General features: G+C 42.7%; 14 protein-coding genes and 1 pseudogene. 7 read left to right on the top strand and 8 right to left on the bottom strand.

The genetic code is table 11. The features are described 5' to 3' along the window. Positions 1–34: 34 nt before the first annotated feature. Positions 35–643: a short chain dehydrogenase gene (locus NFS34_RS00325; RefSeq protein WP_251357845.1), complete on the bottom strand. Its 609-nt coding sequence runs from the start codon at positions 641–643 to the stop codon at positions 35–37. Between the two features lie 40 nt (positions 644–683). Continuing rightward, on the bottom strand, positions 684–1,238 hold the full coding sequence (locus NFS34_RS00320) for a YrbL family protein (protein WP_251357844.1): 555 nt from the start codon (positions 1,236–1,238) through the stop codon (positions 684–686). 247 nt (positions 1,239–1,485) lie between these two features. On the opposite strand from NFS34_RS00320, the gene NFS34_RS00315 reads away from it, so the two are divergent. Next, on the top strand, positions 1,486–2,673 hold the full coding sequence (locus tag NFS34_RS00315; RefSeq protein ID WP_251357843.1) for an NAD(P)/FAD-dependent oxidoreductase: 1,188 nt from the start codon (positions 1,486–1,488) through the stop codon (positions 2,671–2,673). A 26-nt stretch (positions 2,674–2,699) separates the two neighbouring features. Continuing rightward, on the top strand, positions 2,700–3,554 hold the full coding sequence (locus tag NFS34_RS00310) for an ABC transporter six-transmembrane domain-containing protein (protein WP_251357842.1): 855 nt from the start codon (positions 2,700–2,702) through the stop codon (positions 3,552–3,554). A gap of 58 nt (positions 3,555–3,612) precedes the next feature. On the opposite strand, the gene NFS34_RS00305 is transcribed toward NFS34_RS00310, so the two are convergent. From NFS34_RS00305 to NFS34_RS00295, 3 genes are all read right to left on the bottom strand, one after another. After that, positions 3,613–4,746, bottom strand: a complete 1,134-nt coding sequence (locus NFS34_RS00305) for a carboxylate-amine ligase (RefSeq protein WP_251357841.1) — start codon at positions 4,744–4,746, stop codon at positions 3,613–3,615. 57 nt (positions 4,747–4,803) lie between these two features. Beyond that, positions 4,804–5,568, bottom strand: a complete 765-nt coding sequence (locus NFS34_RS00300; protein WP_251357840.1) for an N-formylglutamate amidohydrolase — start codon at positions 5,566–5,568, stop codon at positions 4,804–4,806. A 103-nt stretch (positions 5,569–5,671) separates the two neighbouring features. Then, positions 5,672–6,499, bottom strand: a complete 828-nt coding sequence (locus NFS34_RS00295; RefSeq protein WP_251357839.1) for a zinc-dependent peptidase — start codon at positions 6,497–6,499, stop codon at positions 5,672–5,674. Between the two features lie 167 nt (positions 6,500–6,666). Between NFS34_RS00295 and NFS34_RS00290 the strand changes: the two genes are divergently transcribed. Continuing rightward, positions 6,667–7,332, top strand: coding sequence for a DUF6498-containing protein (locus tag NFS34_RS00290; protein WP_251357838.1), 666 nt, complete (start codon positions 6,667–6,669; stop codon positions 7,330–7,332). 82 nt (positions 7,333–7,414) lie between these two features. Continuing rightward, positions 7,415–8,959 carry an AbgT family transporter gene (locus NFS34_RS00285; protein WP_251357837.1) on the top strand — a complete coding sequence of 515 codons (1,545 nt, stop codon included), beginning with the start codon at positions 7,415–7,417 and terminating at the stop codon, positions 8,957–8,959. A 70-nt stretch (positions 8,960–9,029) separates the two neighbouring features. On the opposite strand, the gene NFS34_RS00280 is transcribed toward NFS34_RS00285, so the two are convergent. Then, positions 9,030–11,246, bottom strand: a complete 2,217-nt coding sequence (locus tag NFS34_RS00280) for a thiamine pyrophosphate-dependent enzyme (protein ID WP_251357836.1) — start codon at positions 11,244–11,246, stop codon at positions 9,030–9,032. Positions 11,247–11,448: 202 nt separating this feature from the next. Between NFS34_RS00280 and NFS34_RS00275 the strand changes: the two genes are divergently transcribed. Both NFS34_RS00275 and NFS34_RS00270 read left to right on the top strand, forming a co-directional pair. Further along, positions 11,449–12,417, top strand: a complete 969-nt coding sequence (locus NFS34_RS00275; protein WP_251357835.1) for a PLP-dependent cysteine synthase family protein — start codon at positions 11,449–11,451, stop codon at positions 12,415–12,417. Next, positions 12,414–12,713 carry a hypothetical protein gene (locus NFS34_RS00270; protein ID WP_251357834.1) on the top strand — a complete coding sequence of 100 codons (300 nt, stop codon included), beginning with the start codon at positions 12,414–12,416 and terminating at the stop codon, positions 12,711–12,713. Before NFS34_RS00275 ends, NFS34_RS00270 begins: the two co-directional genes overlap by 4 nt. 67 nt (positions 12,714–12,780) lie before the next feature. Here NFS34_RS00270 and NFS34_RS00265 read toward each other — a convergent pair whose 3' ends face one another. Next, positions 12,781–13,089 (bottom strand): hypothetical protein, encoded by a 309-nt coding sequence (locus NFS34_RS00265; RefSeq protein WP_251357833.1) that lies wholly within the window; start codon positions 13,087–13,089, stop codon positions 12,781–12,783. A 179-nt stretch (positions 13,090–13,268) separates the two neighbouring features. On the opposite strand from NFS34_RS00265, the gene NFS34_RS00260 reads away from it, so the two are divergent. Continuing rightward, positions 13,269–14,339 carry a CNNM domain-containing protein gene (locus NFS34_RS00260; protein ID WP_251357832.1) on the top strand — a complete coding sequence of 357 codons (1,071 nt, stop codon included), beginning with the start codon at positions 13,269–13,271 and terminating at the stop codon, positions 14,337–14,339. Here the strand turns inward: NFS34_RS00260 and NFS34_RS11560 are convergent. Next, a pseudogene (locus NFS34_RS11560) lies at positions 14,336–15,865 on the bottom strand (fused MFS/spermidine synthase). The gene NFS34_RS00260 and the pseudogene NFS34_RS11560 overlap by 4 nt on opposite strands. Positions 15,866–15,934: the final 69 nt, after the last annotated feature.

Here is a 15,934-nt window from a genome sequence, read left to right as displayed (position 1 = left end):
TATTGTAAGAGTGACTATTAATTTGAGAATATATTTAAATAGCGCCCCTTATTTCAAAAATTTCACCGTTTCTAAGACCTTCAACGCTTTTTACGAAACCTAGAGCAGCGGTTGATGCTGGTATTGGATCAAACCCCATAAAATAGGGACCAAATGTTTCAGCGGATTCTTCCAGTATTGTAGGGCTCACTGCATTTATCCGAACACCTCGAGGCATTTCTAATGCTGCACAAGTAACAAACCCTTCAAGCGCACGGTTTACAAGAGCTGCAGCAGAGCCAAAGCGAATCGGGTCTTTGCTGATAATACCCGAAGTTAACGTAAATGAACCATTATCACGAATATATTTAAGCCCCTCTGTGACAAGATTAATTTGCCCCATCAGTTTGTTGTTAAGCCCTAACTGCCATTGTTCCTGCGTCATCTCTTCAAGTGGGCCAAAATGTACTACGCCTGTAGTTGATATCAGAGAGTCAAATGGCCCAATTTTTTCATACATGTTATGGATTGATTCTAGCTCTGTAATGTCAACGTTAACAGCACCGTTGCTTAAGCCAACTTCAATAATTTCATGATCCGCCCTTAAAGATGCGGCTACCGCTTGTCCTAAAACTCCAGTAGCTCCAACGACTATAATTTTCATATTCTCTCCCTGTATCTTAAGATGACTTAATTCCTCATTTCTAAATAAGAAAATCAGAAGCAATATTCAGTTTTGTACATAGCTTGTTAAATTTTCTATTTAGCTTTTTGATAAGAAAGTATTTAGAGTAATCTGCTATTTTTATAAAGTTATTGTTACCGAAACCGTCTATAAGAATAAGATCAAAATCGTCTTTCTTCTTTCTGAAAAAAAAATTACCTAAGTTTAGGTCATTTACGACGGCATGTTGCTCTATCAATTGTGAATACATTAAAGCAATCTTTTCTTTAATGGATTCTAAGTGGTTTTCTATATCGCGATCGCTAATGCAATTTGACAAAGATCCATCTTCATTTCTCACTATTTGATACATATAGCCATCCCCCAAGTTGCACTTAACTTTTCCCAAGTAAGGGGCTAGCCATAATAATTGTTGTTGGTGTTTTTCCAAATAATAAACTTCTCTTTGGATATGGCTTAATGCCCTGGGCTTTTCTTTATTGGGAAACTTAATGCAGATATTCTCATCATGAGGATGTCTATACACTACTTTCTCTACACCTTTTCCCATATAGTTTTCTTCAGGAATTATCATTACTTTTAATCAACTAAGATAGTAATATGTAAGTTTGATTGTAACACTCTAATTTATAAGAAAAAAATACTCATGCGGCGACTTTGTTGTTATTTTTGAGATTGACCGCTCTTAATCTAGGTTAACTTGAATTAAACCTACCAATCCTTAAGTTTTTGTTTATTCACAGCAACGTACTTTTGCTGGTGTTCGTTATTCAAGGCTATATAATCGGCGTTATTCAACAAATTAAGTATTAAGGTCTTTTTTGCAATCCATTGATGTCTTAGTAATTGGTGCCGGTGCGGCGGGTTTGATGTGCGGAATTAGCGCAGCGAGCCGTGGTCGCTCGACGCTAGTGATTGATCATGCTAACAAGGTGGGCAAGAAGATCCTGATGTCTGGCGGTGGCCGCTGTAATTTCACGAATTACTATACAGAACCTGCGAACTATCTTTCTCATAACCAACATTTCTGCAAATCCGCTTTAAGTCGTTATACCCAATGGGACTTTATCGCCTTGGTCGAAAAGCATGCCATTCCTTTCCATGAAAAAAAATTGGGACAGCTCTTTTGCGATAATAAGGCTAAGGATATTGTCAATATGTTACTGGCCGAGTGTGATGAAAAAGATGCCGAAGTTCGGATCAAATGTTCGGTGGAGTCGGTCAAAAAAGTCGAGAGTGGCTTTGTGGTTTCCACCAATCAAGGCAAATGGCAGTGCCAATCTTTGGTTATTGCCACTGGCGGCTTGTCAATTCCAACCATGGGTGCAACCGGCTTTGGTTATGATATGGCTAAGCAATTTGGCTTAAGCTTGTATCCAACTTGGTCGGCGCTGGTGCCATTTACTTTAAACCCCAAGATGCTGGAAGAGTTTACAGGCTTATCGGGTGTTTCCGCTGATGTGCGAGTCACTTGCAATGGTCAAGCGTTTCGCGAAAATATTTTATTTACCCATCGAGGTTTATCAGGCCCTGCGATATTGCAAATATCTTCTTATTGGCAACCCGGCGATCTTGTTGAAATAGATCTTTTTCCTGATGTGGATTTATTTGAACAGTTAAAACAATGGCAAATGGAAAAACCGAAAAGTCATCTAGTGAATTTGTTGGCTGAGCAACTGACTAAAAATCTCGCAGAGCGTTTAAGTGAGCTGTGGTTTGCCGAGCTGGCGCACAAACCCATGGCAGATATTTCCCATGCGGATTTGCTACTAGTAGCCAACAAGTTACAAAGTTGGCAACTAAAACCCACGGGAACGGAAGGCTATCGAACAGCTGAAGTCACCATGGGCGGCGTTGATACCAACGAAATATCTTCAAAAACCTTTGAAGCCAAGAAAGTGAAAGGGCTATACTTTATTGGTGAGGTGTTAGATGTGACTGGTCATTTGGGTGGTTTTAATTTCCAATGGGCTTGGGCTTCGGGGTATTGCGCGGGTCAGTACGTGTAGATTTTCTTAAAGCTGGCGGAATGGATATGACGCTATTTTCAATTTATAAGCGCTATAAGTGGCGTATCAGCTTGACCATGGCTTTGGTTGGCATAGAAGCGGTTGCGATGCTATTGCTGCCTTTAGTTATTGGTTTTGCCATTGACGACTTGTTGGCAGACTCTTATAGCGGATTATGGCAGCTAACGCTAGTTGGGGTAACGGTATTGACCTCAGGCTCTTTAAGGCGCTTTTATGATACTCGGGTTTACTCCAGTATTTATGTTGACCTGAGTTCAGAAACGGCAGAAGTTGATAAAGAGTCTTCCACTTCGCGTTTAAACGCTAGAATTACCATGTTAAAAGAGCTGGTGGAATTTTTTGAAAACTCATTTCCAGAGTTGATTTTCAATTTAATCGGCTTGGTTGGAACGGTCATTATCCTTTACAGCTTGGATTACGATATATTTCTTGGCTGTTTGGCTATTCTGGTGTTTATGTTTATCGTCTTTGGTTTAACCGGCAAGCGCACCAAACAGCTGAATCATCAATACAATGATGTGTTCGAAGCTCAAGTTGAAGCGATAGAGCAGCGTTCAAAAAGCTCTATCCGTGGCTATATGAAACAGCTTATGGCTTGGAATATTCGACTTTCCGATCTAGAAACCATCGTCTTTGGTTTGGTCTGGTTTGGTATGGTCGGCTTGATTATTTTTTCGGTGGTCGAGGCGGTTGGCGATGGCAATATCAAGGTAGGACTAGCCATGTCTACCATTATGTACGTATTCCAATTTGCCGAAGGTAGCGGTGTGCTACCGCTACATTTTCAGCAATTTTTACGATTAACCGAGATTTCTTCAAGGCTTAAAGCCACTCGCGACTCAGCTTTTAAATCAGAATAGTTGCTAAAATCACTTGGCAGCAGTTGTCCGGTTAAAAGTCATTCGGCTAAAAAATTTTCTAGCTAAAAGTTAAAGTTTCTTGCATCAAGAACTTTTTCACTTCCAACAAGGCGCCTTCGTTAGATTTGCCTTTTTCCAAAGCAGCTTTGTAGATGGCCACTTGGCGATCAGAGCTGGTACCGCGTTCAATGATTTTAAACACATACTCAATTTCTGCTTGGCAATCAAAATACTCCATATCAGCCTGCACAAAGTCGAGCAACTCATAAGCCAACTCGTTGAAATGGCGAATTCGGCTCTGCCCAAAGTCGATAAGGCCTTCGTTGATGCCATGTCTTTGCGCCATCCAGCGGTTTTGGTTGATAAGGGTATTAGGATATTTACGCCAAGATTGGTTTTCGCAGCGTAAGCGATATAAAGCACGGAACAAACAACGGGTAATGCTGGCGATACAAACCGCATCGTCGACGCTGGTGCAAATGTCGGTTACCCGCATCTCGACCGTTGGCCATTTGGTTGAAGGGCGCAAATCCCACCAAATCTTAGCGGGGTTATCAATCGAACCTGACTCCAGTAAAACTTCCATTAGCCGCTCGTACTCGGCGAAACTGCCAAAGCGTTCTGGGGTTCCGCTGCGTGGTAAATTATCGAAAAGACTTAAACGATAACAATTAAGCCCCATATTTTTGCCTCGCCAAAAGGGTGAAGAGGTACTTAAGGCTAACAGGTGTGGTAAGAAGTAGGTCATCTGGTTCATCAACTCGATGCGCAGATCTTTGTCTTCAATACCGATATGAACATGCATGCCACAGATCAAAAGGCGCAAAATCACCAGTTTAAAATCTTCTACTAGAGATTCGTAATGTTCGCCTTCTGAGTGGATTTGCTGATCCCATTCCGCGCTTGGATGAGTCGAGGCGGCCATAATGGTCAAATCATATTCTTTGGCTATTTTGGCGATGGTGGTTCTTAGCGAATTTAATTCGTGACGAATTTCCGCAGAGCTATGGCAAATTTTAGTGCCTATTTCGATTTGCGAGCCGTGAAATTCTTTAGTTACCTGTTCGCCTAAGGCGGCACGCATCTTATCCATCAAATCGGCAGGCTGTTTCTCAATCAAGTCGCCGCTGGCTCTATCGACTAGCCAATACTCTTCTTCTACGCCAACGCTAAAACTGGGTTCTTTTTGCATTATCTTCCCCTTTAAATCCTTCTTCTAATGCTTTTCGCAGAACAGTTTGGAGCGTTCTTACGTATAAGCGGCCTCTACTGCGGCTAGCGCTTGGTAAATTTGTTCGCCCCAATACTGAATGTCCTTATCACTTTCTAACAAATCTTGTCGAACTTCAAATATTAAATTCGGTAATTGGTTGCGATCTGCATGATATTCGGTGGTGTGAGCGGCTATTTCCTTAGCCGAGTAGGGTTCGTTAAAGCCAACCCACTGAGCTTGCTCATGTCGCTGGAAGTAATCGATAATGCCTTTAACAAACGGGGTTTTGTGTTTCCACATGACGCTGAACTTCCAAGGTCTAGGCTGACCATGAAAGTTAGGGCTAAAACTGTGGACGCCGATCATTGGGAATTGCGAAAATTGACTCTTAAGACGGTTGATTTGCGTTTCAATGGTGCGATGAAAGGGCGTAAAAATATGCTCGGCTCTAAGTTCTTTTTCTTCTCTACTAAGGGCTTGATTGCCTGGGATGGGATGATGTTCGCTAATTTCTAGAATACTCGAAGGCACATTCAAAGGGCGGTTACAGTCGATAAGCAAACGCGAATATTGGCATAAAACCGCTGTGCAATTGAGTTTTTCTGCTAAATATTCAGTTAATTTTCCGGCACCGCGATCCCAAGCAATGTGCTCATCCAATAAGTCGGGACTTAGTCCCAACTGCTGATAAGCCGCTGGTATAAAGTTACTGGCGTGCTCGCAGGTTATTAGGCATGGGGTGTTAGCGTTGGGATTAGCCACGCTATAAGCTGGAATGGGAAACTTTTCGGACAATGGCATCGATATTTAGCAACAAAATAGATTGTCGCAATATGTTCTAAAATTTAAACAAGATCAAGTTTTTCCAACAATCTACTCGACTTTAGCTCAACCGAAGCGGCCTTTAGAGTTTCCAATCAACCGGATTGACGCGGTAGTATTCTGCCAATTGGCGGTATAAATCTGGGTGTATCTGCTTCAATTCTTTAGGTTTTTCGAAAAACACCTCAGAAGTGACGGCAAAAAACTCAGCAGGATTAGTAGCGCCATATTTATCTAAAAAGCTAGCTTCACCAGTACGCGCCCGCTTTTGCAGTTCGGCAAACTCTGAGGAGAGCACTTGTGACCACTCTTGGTAGGATTGGTCTTTATTTAACGGCGGCGCGCCATTGGTGACTCCGGACTCTCCATCCAATTGATGAGCAAATTCATGAATCACTAGATTATGACCGTCTTCAAAGTCGGCACCGCCAGAAGCTGAATCACGCCAGGATAAGATCACTTGGCCGCGAGTCCAAGATTCGCCCAATAATACTCTAGCATCTTGGGTCTTGATACCGCTGGCATCGTATTGCTCGTGCTGAGTAATAAAAGCTGCAGGGTAGACCACAATGGTTTTTAAAAAAGGATAAAAGTCGGTATTGCGATTAAGCAGCAATAAACAAGCTTGCGCGGCAATGGTGACTCTAACCTCATCATTAATCGTTTGTCCTTGGCGGCCAACGAATTGTTTTTCCGCTAAAAAAATCTGCATCTTGTCTTTAAGTTGCAACTGCAGATCCGCTGGCATCTGATAAAAGAAAGGTAAATTTTTACGCAAAATCTTGCGCCATTGCGCTGGAAAAGGAATACTGGCAATGCTCTTACGCTGCTTGGCTTTACGCTTGGAACTGGTAATAATCCAATAAATGGCAAAGGCGCTAATGGCAATAATAATTAATAGGTAGGTCATTGAATAGGGCAGATGGTTATTGGTATGACTGTTATTAGAGTTGGGTCGACGGCTAATATTTCAAGCATACTGCTTTTGGCGGTTATAGGTGTATCAAGACGAGCTTAACCGTTAGGCAAACACTAGTGGCAACCAAGGAAGCAAGAAAGGTAGCAAAAGAATAAATAATGACGGTACAAAAAGTCGATAGCAGTTTTAATTCGGAACAACAGGCATGGTGGCAATTGCTTTTGCTGCTACTAATGAACCTTATTCCTTTATTAGGCGTTGTGCTGATGGATTGGGATATTTTTACGGTTATTTTCTTGTTCTGGTTAGAAAATGGCATCATCGGCGCTTTTAATATTATTAAGCTAATGATGTGCAAAGGTAGCATTGGTCGAAAGCTGCCAATGGCACTGTTTTTTGTTATTCATTATGGTTTTTTCACCAGCGCTCACGGCATCTTATTGCTTGGTCTTTTCCAGATCCCCTTCTTAGGGGACCCTTGGTTAGTGTGGCCTTGGGCAATGGATTGGCTGATCGAAACTACGCCCGCGGTTAAGTTGGCTGTGATTGCCATGATTGGCTATTGGTTATTTGATTGTATTCAGTTTGCCTTAACCGAAAAAAGCATTAAAGATCCGGACAAGCAAATGATGGAGCCCTACTCAAGAATTGTGATTGCGCATCTGGTATTGCTACTGGGTGCCTTTGTGGCAATAAAATTTGGTGGTGGTTTGCCGATTTTAATTTTATTGGTAATTATCAAAACATTGATTAGCTACCAAGATCTCAAGCGTCAGAATAAACGCCAACTTAAGCCCTCGGTTGCTAAAAACGCTGAATTATAGGCTTTTACCGCTTGTTTAGCTGGTCAGTCTTGAATCCAAAGCGGTTATTCAGTATAACCGAGTTAGATTTTAGGAGATGATAATGACAACAACCACAGAAACCAAACAGGGCGCTATTGCCCGTTTTTTAAATGTGATCGAAAGGGTCGGCAATAAATTACCCGATCCAGCGATTATTTTCTTATTTGCGCTGCTAGTAGTTTGGATCTTGTCCTGGCTGTTATCGGGCACTTCTTTTAATGCCATCGACCCCAGAACTGGCGAAGCAATTCAAATTAAAAATATGTTAGCTGGTGACGCTCTCGCTAACTTCCTCTCTACTATGGTAACAACCTTCACTAGCTTCGCTCCGCTAGGAGTGGTTTTAGTGGCTATGTTAGGTGTCGGCGTCGCTGAACATTCAGGTTATATCAATACGGGTATTAAACTGATGTTAAAAAGAACCCCTAAGTTCTTATTAACGCCAGTAGTGATTTTAGTCGGTATTGTCAGCCACACGGCAACTGACGCGGGTTATGTTTTAGTGATCCCGTTGGCGGGTGTTATTTTCTATTCGATGGGACGGCATCCATTAGCCGGTATCGCGGCGGCTTTTGCAGGGGTTAGTGGTGGCTTTAGCGCTAACTTTATCCCTTCAGGTATTGATCCTTTGTTGCAAAGTTTCACCTTGACCGGCGCTCAGATTATTCAACCGTCCATGGAAGTCAACCCGTTGAATAATTATTACTTCACTTCCGTATCCAGTATTTTCATTATTCTTGTGGGCTGGTATATCACTGATAAGATTATCGAGCCGCGTCTGCAAAAAACGGCAGTTGATGGTGATACCGACGATTTGCCCAAGTTTGATGAAATTACCTCAAAAGAAAAGAAAGGCTTCTACATTGCCACTGCAGTGATGTTAGCGGGTTTAGCATTGTTGGCTTATATTTCGCTACCAGCGGATTCTGCGATGCGCTATAACGGTGAATTGACCAGTTTCAAAGCGCCAATTATGCAATCGATAGTGCCTTTGATTTTCTTACTATTCTGGATCCCGGGCGCGATTTACGGCTTTACGGTAGGCACTTTTAAGAAAACTAAAGACATGATCGATGCCATGAGCAAAGCCATGGGCGGCATGGCCTACTACATCGTTATGGCCTTTTTCTGTGCCTTGTTCGTATCAGCTTTTGCAAAATCCAACTTAGGTGCCTTGCTCGCTATCGAAGGTGCGCAAGCATTGAAGGCTATGGCATTTCCAAGCTCGGTAACCATTGTAGGTATTGTGCTATTAACCGCGTTTGTGAACTTGTTTGTGGGCTCGGCGTCTGGCAAATGGGCTCTATTAGCGCCCATTTTTGTGCCAATGCTAATGCAGTTAGGAATTTCGCCTGACCTAACCCAAGCGGCTTACCGGGTGGGGGATTCCAGCTCAAACATTATTACGCCGTTAATGCCATACTTCCCATTAGTGGTGGTGTACTGCCAGAAATACGTTAAAGACACAGGTATTGGAACCTTGGTCGCGATGATGCTGCCGTTCTCAATTGCCTTCTTGATTGGCTGGACCATCTTCTTGTTGGCTTATTGGGGTACAGGTATGCCACTAGGTGTTCAAGCAAGCTATATTTATCCGGCTGGTTAGATTAGTTGCAAAATAACGAACAACAAAAAGCCCTCATTTCGAGGGCTTTTTGTTAAGCGCTGAAAAGAAATTACTTTTTCAAATCTAAAACCGCAGTAATAATATCCTCTTTACTCGGTAGAACGTATTCCCAAGAAGTGCCGATGGGGATAAAAGTATCGTGCCCCGTTATTCGCTTGATTTGCGGTGGCTTAGCTAGCTGTTCAATCAAACCAGTAATCAACTCTTCGGAAACTGAGCCTGTTTTACGGCATTCGTCGACAATTAAAACTTGTTTGTATTTTGCTGCTTCTTGGGCAATGACTTGATGATTAAGCGGTGCTAACCAGCGTAGATCCATTACCGATACATTGATTTTATGTTTATCCAACAGGATTTTTTGTGCCTGTTGCGATAAGTAGTTACCATTGCCGTAGCTAATGATTAAAGTTTCTTTTGAGTTGTTGGCGGCTGGTTTTAGGCCGTACTCACCAAAACCAATAGTTTCGCTGGGATGCGGATATTCGCACAACCAACCGTTATCTCCGACTTCATGTAAATCTTTGGCATGATAAAGCGCTATCGGCTCTAAGAAAATGACCACCCGTTTTTGTTCGTCCGCGAGCCGTACCGCTTCACGTATCATCTTCGCGGCATCCAGTCCGTTTGAGGGACAAGCCACAATAACACCTGGGATTTCGCGCAAGAAACCAAAACTATTATCGTTATGGAAGTGACCGCCAAAGCCTTTTTGGTAAGCAAGCCCGGCAATCCGAATGACCATGGGGTTGGTAAATTGGTTATTGGAAAAATAGGATAGGGTAGAAGCTTCGCCACGAATTTGATCGACCGCATTGTGGGTGTAAGCTAAAAATTGAATTTCTGGAACGGGCAAATAACCCAAATGAGCTGCGCCAATGGCGGTGCCTAAAATGCTGGTTTCATCAAGCAAGGTATCAAACACTCGTGCTTCGCCAAAACGTTTTTGTAGGTTTGTTGAGACGCTATAAACGCCGCCTTTTTTGCCTACATCTTCGCCAAACATAATGATGTTTTGATACTGCTCCATCAAGTCGGTCAAAGAGTAGTTTATCAGCTGTGCCATGCTGCGCGGTTTGTCTAAAAACTTAAACTGACGGCCAATATCGAACAATTCTTTACGCCGATTGATTTTGGCAATAGGCGGTGTGTCTTGAGCGGGAAGCTGTGGCGCAACTGAAGCGCACACTTCTTCGGCGCTGGAAAGTTTCGGCAACTCAATCGCCTGTTTGGCGGTAGCTTCAACTTTGTCTCGAGTGTTTTCATATAGGTCTAAAATTTCGCCTACCGATAAGTAACCAGACTCGATGCAGATTCGGGCGCTATGCAATAAAGGGTCTTGCGCTTCGGTTCGCTCAATATGATCGATCGAGTGATACATAGATTCGGTATCATTTCCGGCATGGCCCATCAGGCGCACGGTTTTTAAGTGCAAAAACACTGGGCGACGCTCAACCCGAGCAATTTCTTCGGCTTCTTGCGCTGCTAAATAAGCATCGGGTAGGTGCAAGCCATTGGCTTGAATATACTCGATAGAGTGGCGATGTTTAACGTTATTCTCAATCCAATTATCGGGTGTGGAAACCGAGATGCCGATACCATTATCTTCGCAAATAAACACCAGTGGTAGTGGCTCGCCTTTGTAAGCAAGATATTGAGCGGTGTTAAAGGCTGATTGTGAGGTTGCATGGTTAAAACTGGCATCGCCAAAGTTACACAAAATCACGCTATCACTAGGAATTTCAGTAGTATATTCATTGCGCTCGGCGCGCCCTAATGACCAAGCCGCGCCCATTGCCTTGGGTAAGTGAGAAGCGATGGTTGAGGTCTGCGGCGGCACAAATAATTGCTTGCTCCCAAAGACTTTATGTCGACCTTGGGAGATTGGATCGGCTTTAGCAGCAACAAGCGATAAGATTTGATCGCGGATCGGATCGATATTTGGCAAATGACGCGAGCGCTGTACCATTAAAGCGCCAGAACGGTAATGCAAAAAGGCCATATCGGTATGGCGAAATACTTTGCCGAGTACCGCATTGCCTTCGTGGCCACTAGAACCAATGGTATAAAAGCCAATACCTTGATCTTTGAGTTTGCGCGCGCGCAGATCCAAATGGCGGCTGATAAGTTGTGATTCAAACAGCTCGACAAACTCACGCGGCGACAGTTGGGTTATCGCGGCGGAAATATTGCTGAGTTTCTGTGGAAATTTAGAGGTTTTGAGTGCAATTTGAAAATTTTCGTCGATGACACTGGCGCGATCTAACATTGTTATTCTTGGCGTTGATTGGCTGGCTTTTTGCCTTAAAAAGTGCGCTTAGTATGCGGTATGCCTTGCTATAAGTCACTTTAGCTTAAACTGGTTGGAGCAGATCTTTTTAGCTATTTCTGAGGACGACCACGGCGGCTTTATGCTAAAGTAGCGCCTTTCTTAAAAGTCCTATAAAAACAGGCTAAATTAGCAGTTTCTAATGAAAGTTTATAATAATGTACTGGAAATGATTGGCGAGACGCCAATGGTTGAATTTTCTAAGCTCGATGCAGGCGTTTGCCAGTTATTCGGTAAATTGGAATCGCAAAATCCTGGTGGGTCGATAAAAGATCGAATCGCGGTCAGCATGATCAACTCGGCTGAAGCGCGCGGTGATATTAAGCCCGGCGATACCTTAATCGAGGCTACCGCGGGCAACACCGGTTTAGGCTTGGCTTTAGTCGCCGCCCAAAAGGGCTACAAGCTGAAAATCGTCCTACCCGACAAGATGAGTATCGAGAAAGCTTATAACCTCAAAGCACTTGGCGCGGAAGTGATGTGGACTCGCTCCGATGTGATGAAAGGACATCCAGAATACTACCAAGATATGGCGCAGCGTTTGGCTCAAGAAAACGGTTGGTATTACATCAATCAGTTCGGCAATCCGGATAACTTTAAAGCACATTTCGAAACCACCGGCCCTGAAATCTGGCAACAGATGGGTGGCAAGATTGATGCAATGGTGGTTGGGGTTGGCTCAGGTGGCACCGTAACCGGTATAGGACGTTACCTTAAACAGCAAAACCCCAATCTTGAAATGGTATTGGCAGATCCAGAAGGATCAATTTTGGCGCATTACCATAAAACGGGTGAAATGGTCGAAGCCGGATCTTGGCTAGTCGAAGGTATTGGCGAAGATTTTATTCCCGATATTTGCGACATGAAACTATTCGATAAAGCTTATTACGTTTCTGACAAAGAGGCTTTGGCCGTAGCACGCGATCTGATGCTTAAAGAAGCTGTGATGGGCGGCTCCTCTACCGGAACCTTACTGGCTGCGGCGCTTAAATATTGCCAAGAACAAACCGAGCCGAAACGTGTAGTGACCTTGGTGTGCGATACTGGCAATCGTTATTTGTCGAAAATGTATAACGACGATTGGATGAAAGAACAGGGGTTTATCGAATGAGCTCACTAGACAATAAAAGTCAGCCACAAGCAGCGTTTAAGTTATCGCCGCTAGCAATGATCTTGAATATTTTAGGCATGGCGTTAATTATGTTTGCGGCTTATGAGATCTACAGTATTCATGAAACTGGCGCTGGTTTTTTAACCGACATAATAAGCTGGCCTTATTATCCCTGGGTTATGATAGTGTTGGGTATTGTTTTAATGATCCCATTTCATAAACAAATTATTCAAGCCTATAAGCTGGTTAAACAGCAGCAGAGGGAGTGGCAAGAACGGAATAAACCCAAATTCTAAATTTACTAATTTTTCGTTGAGACTGTTTAGAAATAGATGTCTTAGCTTTTAGCCTGTTTTCCTTTAACTAGTTTAGTTTCTCATCTTCTTTAAAGCCGCCAAGATATATGTACAGTGCTTTGAACAGCATGAATATGAAGAAGGTAGCGATAGTAGCGGTTATGCTGTCAAAATAGATAAATGCGAACAAAGCTAAATTGGCGAAAATAAACTCGGGCAATAAAGCACTAATTAAGCGGTCGTCAGGGTTACGTTTGAATGTTAAAGCAGTATGGCAATTCGGGCAGTGAAAATATCTGGGGAACAAAGCTTGAAAATACATCTTAGCTTTTGAAAGGGCGCTAGCCTTACATTCTGGGCAACGAAAAGTGCTCATTTAAACTCCTGAATTATTCTTGTCGTTAATTTATAAATCCATGATATTTTGCTATATTAATAGTATCAAAGCCATAAGAGAATTTCGTCATAAATATTTTTATCTTTAGCGGATTGAACTTTTTCTCGTCAACGGCGTTAGCTACTCCAGTTACTACCTATAACAGCAGCGATATATACTTGCTGGTTCTATTTATTCTGCTATCAGTAGGCGTATCCTTTTTATGCTCAATTGCTGAAGCCGTTTTGTTAAGCATCAATCCTGCTTATATTGAAAACCATAAAATCGATAATCCTAAACAAGCCAAACTTTTAGCCAGCATTCGTATTGATAAAATCGATCAATCGTTAGCCGCGATATTAACCTTAAACACTATTGCCCATACGGTTGGCGCTATTGTGGCGGGAGCCAAGGCGGCGCAGGTGTTTGGTAGCGCTTGGATTGGTGTCTTTTCGGCTCTGATGACGCTGGCAATATTGTTGTTGTCTGAAATAGTACCTAAAACCATTGGCGCTATTTATTGGAAACCATTAGCGCCTGCGGTGGCACGTTTTATCAATTGGCTAATCATTGTGTTGTATCCCTTGATTTGGCTCTCGGAAAAGGTCACCAAGCTTATCGCGAAAGATAAGGGCGGCGATATTTTCAGCCGTGATGAATTTGTGGCAATGGCGCGTGTTGGTGAAAAGGCGGGTGATATCGAAGATTACGAATCCCGTATTTTTAAGCAACTTTTTGAATTTGGCACCTTTACTGCCAAAGACATTATGACGCCAAGAACCGTGATCAGTGGTTTAAATCAAGAGCTAACCATAAATCAAGCCTACGATATTGCGATTAAAGAGCCTTTTTCGCGATTTCCTTTGTTTGAGGAGAGTATCGATAGTGTTAGCGGCTTAGTGCTAAAAGATGATATTTTTTCCCATGCCAGTACTGATAAGGGTGAGCAGCCTTTGAGTGACTTAAGGCGTGAGATTACTTGCGTTTTTGCCTCAAAAAAGCTTTATGAACTGCTCGAGCTGTTAGCTGAACGTAAGCAACATTTGGCTCTGATTGTGGATGAATATGGTGCTACCGAAGGTTTGGTGACGATGGAAGATTTGCTGGAAACCTTACTCGGTATTGAAATTATGGACGAAGTGGATCGCGTCGACGATATGCAGCAACTGGCTCGGCGTAAATGGTTAAGCCGAGCTAAGGCTAAAGGAATAGATTTAGAGCAACAAGACTCTTCGGAGTCAGAGCGTTAACGTGACTTTAACAGGTTCGCAGGAGAATACTGATCGGTTAGTACTTTTGCTTCGGTATCCCAATTGACGTCTTTGGTTAGCGCTTGATGTATTTGCTCTGCGTCAACTCCGTATTGCTGTAAGGTTGCTTTCATTTGTTGGGCTTTTTGCGCTAGACGGTTTTTGTTCGGCAGCGGCTCGTTACTGACGATAATCACGCGATTGGTTTTGCCTTGGTAAAAACTAATTTGGTACATATCGCCAAACACCTCATAGTAGGTTGCTGACTCATGATCAAAAAGCTCACTACTACTAAAAGTATTGGCCATAATAATGCCATTTTTGGATGCTAATTGTTTGACCTCTTGCAGATACTCTTTGGTCATCATGTGCTCTGGAATATAATCACTGTTAAAGGCATCAAGCAGAATTAAATCGTATTTCAGACCTTTTTTTATCGCTCTTTTGACAAAAACACGACCATCTCTAACGTGTGTTTCTTTAGTCTCAACTGAATCATCATAGTCAAAATACTTAGCGGCCATATCCGCCACCACCTGATCGATTTCTACCGAGGTGATGTGCGCCTGAGGATAAATTTCGCCAAAGGTATTGGCTAGAATACCGCCACCTAAACCAATGATTAAAATATTTTTCGGCTGCTCTAAGAAAAAGGTGGTTCCCAAGGCTTGTTTGTAATAGGTGAACACTAATTCTTTTGGCTTGGATAAATAAACACAGGATTGATTTAAATCGTGCTTATTTTTTTTGCGAAAGCGCATACAGCGCAAATTTTGCTCTTCAATCACATAAACGTTTTGGTACAGAGAGCGCTTTTGTTCGAGAGTTTTTGCCTGCAGTTCGCTGGCGGGCATGGCCATAGTCAAAACAGTTAGGATCATTAGCGGTATCAAAACTAGCGAATTTTTCATTAACTAAAACCTTCTTTAATTGAGTCGCACGGCTTTTTTGGGAAATAAAAAGGCCACCAAGCCCGCAGCTAATAAAGTAACAGCGACGCCATATAACACCGAATCAATTTCAAACCAGAGTACCAAATAAAAAGAAGTTGCCAAGGTTCCAAGGGCGCTGCCTAAGGTTGAAACAAAGTATAAAAAGCCGGCGGTTTGGCCGCTAGACTCGGTTGAAGAAACCAATAAACGAACGGAGTAAGGCGCTATCATGCCTAAAATAGTGGTTGGGATTAAAAACAACACAACAGAAGAGATTAGTGAGCCATAGCGAGGATCATCAATTCTTTCGAAAACCCAGTCGGATAAAGCTTCGTGGCCTAAAATTAATGGCACTATGGTGATTGCGGCGGCGATAAAGAGACTGCCGTATTTTTGGGTGGAAGGCTGTTGTAGCGATAGCTTGCCGCCGAGTAAATAACCAATGGAAAGAGCGAGCATAAAAACGGTGATAATACTGCCCCAAACGTAAACGCTACCACCAAAGTAGGGTGAGAGAATTTTACCGCCAAGCAGTTCCACCGTCATAATGCAAAAGCCGCTAATAAAGGCGCAGATAAGAACTAATGTTTTCATAAAGTGTTGTTATCAGTAGAGTGGTTGATTGTTGTATTTTTGTTGGTTAACAATCATAGGGGATCTAAG

It is taken from the genome of Kangiella sp. TOML190 (assembly GCF_023706045.1).
Taxonomy (GTDB): Bacteria; Pseudomonadota; Gammaproteobacteria; order Enterobacterales; family Kangiellaceae; genus Kangiella.
The sequence above is the reverse complement of the archived record's forward strand: the minus strand, read 5'-3'. Positions and strand labels throughout refer to the sequence as shown.